General features: G+C 33.2%; 1 protein-coding gene. It reads left to right on the top strand.

Features of this window, described 5'->3' with window-relative positions:
• Positions 1 to 323: 323 nt before the first annotated feature.
• Entirely contained in the window at positions 324 to 1217 is an 894-nt protein-coding gene (locus ACP3VS_RS24165; RefSeq protein WP_012291836.1) for a patatin-like phospholipase family protein, read from the top strand.
• Positions 1218 to 1461 lie beyond the last annotated feature (244 nt).

The following is a 1461-nucleotide window of genomic DNA, read 5'->3' as shown; positions in this document are numbered from 1 at the left end:
GCGCCGATGGTAGTTGGGGGCTTCCCCCTGTGAGAGTAGGACGTCGCTAGGCAACAAAAACAGTCAGCTGTGTGCTGGCTGTTTTTTTATTTCATATGAAATACGTTTAAATTTAGTAAATGACAAAATTAAATTGATGCTATATAACTTCCAGATTTCTAAAAGAGGATACCTATCTATGAAATCGTATTATTTTCCTCAATATTATAAATAATTCCCTTTTCGGCAATAGACTGTCTTCGACATTAAAATACAAATTTTAGTTCTAATCATCTATTTGGATTCTTATAATGTAAAGATTACGGGAAAAGGGAGAGGGAATTATGTGGATTGATGGTGTTTTTTCTGGAGGAGGTTTGAAGGGTTTTGCCCTTGTCGGAGCATATCAAGTACTAGAAGATGAAAATTTCCGTTTTAAACGTGTTGCTGGTACAAGTGCAGGAGCAATTTTAGCTGCGTTCATTGCTGCAGGATATAGCGGTAGAGAAATCGAAATGATGCTTGAAGAGTTAGACGTACCTTCATTACTGGATTCTAGAAGAACAATATTACCTTTCCCTTTTATGAAATGGATAAATGTTTATAATCATTTAGGTCTGTATAAAGGAAAGGCATTAGAAAAGTGGTTCTTCAAAAAGCTGGCCGAAAAAGGGGTGTATACTTTTGGAGATCTACCTAAAGATTCTTTAAAGTTAGTCGCGTCAGATCTAACCAATGGTAGAATGATTGTATTACCAGATGATTTACACAAGTATGAAATTGATGCTAAGAATTTTTCGGTTGCCTGCGCCTTACGTATGAGCTGTGGTATACCATTTTTCTTCGAACCAGTTACATTAAAGACTGGAAAAGGTGAATCAATAATTGTGGATGGTGGTGTATTAAGTAATTTTCCATTATGGATTTTTGACGATAGGGAGGGAAGAAAAGTACGACCAATTTTAGGACTTAAATTAAGCAGACGGAGAGAGGAACAATGTCCTCATGAAATAAAAAATGGTTTGAATTTGTTTGAAGCATTATTTTCAACTATGAAAGATGCACATGATGAAAGATATATATCAAGAAGACATGAAAGAGATATAATTTTTATTCCTGTAGAAGATTATAGTGCTACGCAGTTCGATTTAAATGAGGAAACAAAAGAAACGCTCTTAGAAATAGGAAGAAATCGTACCATACAATTTTTACGAAACTGGCCACGATTAAGATTATAAAAAACAATTATAATAACTATTGACCATTAATAATAAGCATGTTATTATATAAAAGTTGCTGTTGAGATATGCAGCTACTAAAATATAAAAATAAAATAACTGTTTGACAAACAATATAAAACATGTTATTATATAAAAGTTAACTCTTAACAAAGCAGTGAACTTAAAAATGAACCTTGAAAACTGAACAAGCAAAACGTAATCAATAAAGTTTTAAGTAGCTAGCCTAGCTAGTGAACGAAAC

The sequence above is a fragment of the Lysinibacillus sp. VIII_CA genome (assembly GCF_049943995.1).
Lineage (GTDB): Bacteria > Bacillota > Bacilli > Bacillales_A > Planococcaceae > Lysinibacillus > Lysinibacillus pinottii.
This window is presented reverse-complemented; position numbering and strand designations above follow the sequence as displayed.